Annotated in this window: 3 protein-coding genes and 2 pseudogenes; all 5 read left to right on the top strand. The window is 62.9% G+C overall.

The features are described 5' to 3' along the window. The first annotated feature begins 286 nt into the window (after positions 1 to 286). Entirely contained in the window at positions 287 to 1,390 is a 1,104-nt protein-coding gene (locus F0Q45_RS24460; RefSeq protein ID WP_149656350.1) for a threonine synthase, read from the top strand. A gap of 255 nt (positions 1,391 to 1,645) precedes the next feature. Further along, positions 1,646 to 1,726, top strand: a pseudogene (locus F0Q45_RS29685) (hypothetical protein); the annotation flags it as partial. 276 nt (positions 1,727 to 2,002) lie between these two features. Continuing rightward, positions 2,003 to 2,431 (top strand): hypothetical protein, encoded by a 429-nt coding sequence (locus F0Q45_RS24450; protein ID WP_149656351.1) that lies wholly within the window; start codon positions 2,003 to 2,005, stop codon positions 2,429 to 2,431. 98 nt (positions 2,432 to 2,529) lie between these two features. Further along, entirely contained in the window at positions 2,530 to 3,765 is a 1,236-nt protein-coding gene (locus F0Q45_RS24445; RefSeq protein ID WP_149656349.1) for a PLP-dependent cysteine synthase family protein, read from the top strand. 132 nt (positions 3,766 to 3,897) lie between these two features. Next, positions 3,898 to 4,515 (top strand): annotated as a pseudogene (locus F0Q45_RS24440) (ornithine cyclodeaminase); the annotation flags it as partial.

Raw genomic sequence — 4,515 nt, 5'->3', positions numbered from 1 at the left:
CGGCCGACCAGGTCGGTGGACTTGACCCCTACTATCGGGTCAGGTGGTATGGACTGATGGTCAAAGCTGGCAGCGCTGCAGCCGGTGAAGCGGCCGAGTTGTTGACGACACTCGACCCCGAGTTTGCCGCCGTTGGCCTGTGAACGCCCGCTATCTCGGGGTCTTGCGTTGTCCCCGTTGCGGGTTGCAAGCACCTGAAGCTCGAGCATCGTTGGGATGTCCCGAGTGCGCCCATCGCGGTGTAGGAGTCAACCTCAGCCCGGCATACGCGTTGACGCCGGGAACCATGCCATGGGACGCCTCACAATCAGGCGTGTTCGGTTTCCGGGAATTGCTGCCGTTGGCGCCCGACGATGTCCCGGTGAGCCTGGGAGAAGGTGCGACGCCTCTGGTTTCGTTGAGCCGGCTGGGTCCTCGATTGGGATTGCGCAAGCTCATGCTCAAAGACGAAACACGCAACCCGACGTGGTCGTACAAAGACAGGCTCGCGGCGGTCGCGATCACCAAGGCGACCGCGTGCGGAGCGTCAACCGTCGTCGTGTCCTCAACCGGGAACCATGGGGCAGCGGTTGCCGCTTACGCCGCGGCCGCCGGGCTTGGCTGCGTGGTGCTCACCGTGTCGTCCGTACCGCGCGAGATCCACATTCTGATGCAGGCGTATGGCGCTTGCGTCGTCGCCTACGACAGAGGCCCAGATCGGTGGTCGGTGATGCGGGCCGCGGTCGAGGAGTTCGGCTGGACGCCGATATCTGGGCTTGTGACCCCCCCGATTGGCTCCAATCCCTTTGGCATCGAGGGATACAAGACGATTGCCTACGAGTTGTGGCGACAACTCGGCGAAACGCCCCGTGTGGTCGTGGTGCCCACGGCCCACGGCGATGGATTGGCCGGTATTCGCCGCGGGTTTTCCGACCTTATCGAATTGGGTCTGGCCGACCGCATGCCCAGGCTGGTTGCGATTGATCCGTTCGGCGCCTATGCGTGTGGGCTGCGTTCCCGGGAGGGAGAGCAGCCCACGGTTCCCACACAGCCTTCCATGGCGTTCTCGGTCGCTGCGCGTGTCGCCACGTATCAGGGATTGGCCGCCATAACAGCTACCAAGGGGACGGCAGTAGCCGAGCCAAGCAATGACGCGATCGCAGGTATGCAACTTGAATTGGCTTCGACCGAAGGCTTTTACGCAGAAGGCGCATCGGTGTTGACGCTTTTGGCCGCACAGAAACTTGCCGCCAGCAAGTGGATCGATCCCGATGAGACTGTGGTCCTGTTGTCGACGTCTACCGGGCTGAAAGATCCGGGCTCGTCGGCGAGCCACCTGGGCAATGTGGCCGTTCTCGAGCCGACCCTGAAGGCTCTTGAGGGTGCGCTGCCGGCGAGCATGTGCCGATGAGCATGCAAACGAGTCTGCCCGAATCAGCGATCGAAGCCTTGTGCTTGGTCAAGCGTGTGGTGTGGGTATGTGCGTTGAAAGGCGATCATCTGCACCGGATCATGGCTAACCACTACCGGTGTCGGGTGCCTACCGTCAGCAGCAACGTGAATTCTGGCCGCGGTCAGCCTAGAACCCGCCCGTCGAAAAGGGGTCAATTTTCAGCCGCTGTTGACAGCTGCGAAGAACATGTCGCCGTCTTGATTTGGTGATCGGGTGATTCAGCTTCCCCCAAACGCCGCCAAGATTCTCGGCCGCGTCGGCAATCTTCACCGCTTCCGCTCCGCCGACGCGTTCGCCACCTACGCCGGCACCGCACCGATCGCGGACTCCTCCGGCGACGCCCGTGACACCCCGGGAAGGGGCTTGCTACCGACGGGAACACGCGGCCGATACGAGCCACGAGCAGCATCGCGCGCCTCATTGGTGAGGTCTGCACGATATGATGGGAGTTCGCGGCGGGGGTCCACCACGGCGGTCAATGGTATCGACGATTGTGGATTGGTAACTAGTCGGCGACAACACGTTGTAGGACTGCAGGGTGGTCAGCGCAGTGTTAACGTTGGAGCTGTTATGAGGTTTGTCGGCGCCGCCGGGACGTCGCGGCTGCGGTATGTGGTTGCCGTGGCCAGTGTGGCGTGGATGGCGCTGTGGGTGGTTGTTATCGGCGCCCACAATGAGCTGTTTCATTCGGAGTCGCCCGTTCCACATCCGGCACACGCGTTAGCCACCTCGCTGGGTGCTGAATTTGCCATCAACGTCGATCATCCGCATGTGAGTAAGCATTCGTCGTCGGCGCACCCTGAGCAGTTCATGACCGCGGTGTTGCCGCGGTCGGCGAGCACGGTGTTGGCGGTGGGCGTGGTGACGGTGATGGCGGCCGCGGGTGCGGGTTGGCTCATCCACCATGTGGTGCCTGCTGGTCGCGGTCCGCCGGTGGGGCCCGCTGCTGTGTTGGCCGGGCGAGATATTTTGGTTCGGTTCTGCTTGTCTTGTCGCTGACTGGTCAGCGTCAGGTCGTTGTGCCTTGCGCCGACGGCCGGTGATGGCTGGCCCATGTCAATCGCCGCGTTGGCGGCACCCATGAAAGCGATGAGCAGATGACTGACGCTTTACCCACTGACAATTACCGCCATCCCCCTCCGGTTCTCAAGGCGTTCAAGGGGCGCGATGGCGGACAGCCGCGGCCGGGTGGTACCTATCGGCGGTCCAGTGCCCTGGTGGGTCACACTCCGGTGCTGCGGGTTTCGGAGCCGTTTAGCCCTGCCGGCCGGGGCTTTTGGGCCAAGTTGGAAGGGCTCAATCCGGGCGGCAGCATGAAAGACCGTCCAGCCGTGCACATGGTCGAGATGGCTCGGGCCCGCGGTGACCTGCGGCCCGGGGCGCGCATCGTGGAATCCACCAGCGGCAGCCTGGGATTGGGTTTGGGCTTGGCGGGCCAGGTGTATGGGCATCCGGTCTCGGTGGTCACCGATACCGGGATGGAGCCGATCATCCGGAAGATGTTGACCGCTTATGGCACCGATGTCGATCTGGTTACCGAGCCGCATCCGGTCGGCGGGTGGCAGCAGGCCCGCAACGACCGGGTCGCGCAGTTGTTGGCCGCCGACCCCGATGCCTGGAATCCCGACCAATACAACAACCCCGACAATGTGGCCGGCTATCAGTGGCTGGCGTTGGAGTTGCTCGATCAGCTTGGCCAGATCGACGTGCTGGTGTGCTCGGTGGGCACCGGTGGGCATTCGGCGGGGGTGACGCGGGTGTTGCGCCAGTTCACCCCCGCGATGAGACTGATCGGGGTCGATACCATCGGGTCGACGATCTTCGGTCAGCCCGCCGCCAGTCGTTTGATGCGCGGGCTGGGCTCAAGCATTTTTCCGGGCAACATCGACTACGACGCGTTCGATGAGGTGCATTGGGTGGCACCCGCGGAGGCGGTATGGGCGTGTCGGACCCTGGCGGGCACCCAGTTCGCCAGCGGTGGCTGGAGTGTGGGGGCCGTCGCGCTGGTCGCCGGCTGGGCCGCGCGTAAATTCCCGCGTGATATCACCATCGCCGCGGTCTTCCCCGACGGCCCGCAACGCTACTTCGACACCGTCTACAACGATGAGTACTGTCGCCAACACCACCTGCTGGACTGGCAACCCACGCCGGAACCCGCCGTCATCGCTCACCCCGGAGAACGGGTCGTGAACTCCTGGACCCGATGCACCACCGTGGTAGATGCGAAGACGGTGACGTGGGATCGATCGGGGCGGCAAAACCCTGCGCCAACTCGGAGTGGAAATAACGCGGCAGAATTGACAATCCCAGCGCATAGGGCGTCGCACGACTGAAAACTAGCGGCGTCTTCGCGTCGATTCTCGACTATCGCTTAGACCTAACAGATAATTAGTGAACGGCTGACAAAAATGGTCTCTCCAGTAGCAAGCCAACCGGTACACCAGATCCTAGACCGTGAGGATGTCGTGCTGCGCGTGCTGACGCGCAGCGACGTTGCCGACATTCCGATCGCGCCTGCCGAGGTGATTGAGCTCGTGCGCGGTGCCTACCTGCGTGTGGCTGATGGCATTTCGGTGGCACCGGCGAAAATCATGATGCGTTCTCCGCACCGGGATTCGGCCGCTTATGCGATGCCCGGCTATGACGGCGGGTCCCATATCACAGCATTTAAAGACTATTACATGCAAAACGACGAGGGGAAAAAAGAGTACATCACGATCACCCTATACGACGATGAGGCCGGTTTGCCGATCGCATTCATGGACTGCTTCCGAGTCACTGCCCTGCGAACGGCGGCCAATACCGCGCTGATCGCCGGTGCCTGCGCGCCCGCGGTGGCGCGCTCCGCACTGGTAACGGGGTCGGGCGCCCAAGCTCGGTACACCTATTCGTTCTTGCTGACCGCGTTGCCGAAGCTGGATCGGCTGATGCTGTTTGCCACACATCCCGACGGCATCGCCTCGGTGCGCGCACATTTACGCGAGCAGCACCCAGATCGAGATATCGAAGTCGTCACCGATCCCGAAAAAGCCGCCGGCGCATCGGATCTTCTTGTCGCGACGTCGGCTGGTCCGGCCACCGAG

The sequence above is a fragment of the Mycobacterium simiae genome, from assembly GCF_008370645.1.
In the GTDB taxonomy this organism is placed as follows: Bacteria; Actinomycetota; Actinomycetes; order Mycobacteriales; family Mycobacteriaceae; genus Mycobacterium; species Mycobacterium simiae_A.
Note: the sequence above shows the minus strand (reverse complement) of the source record. Positions and strands in the feature narration are given on the sequence as shown.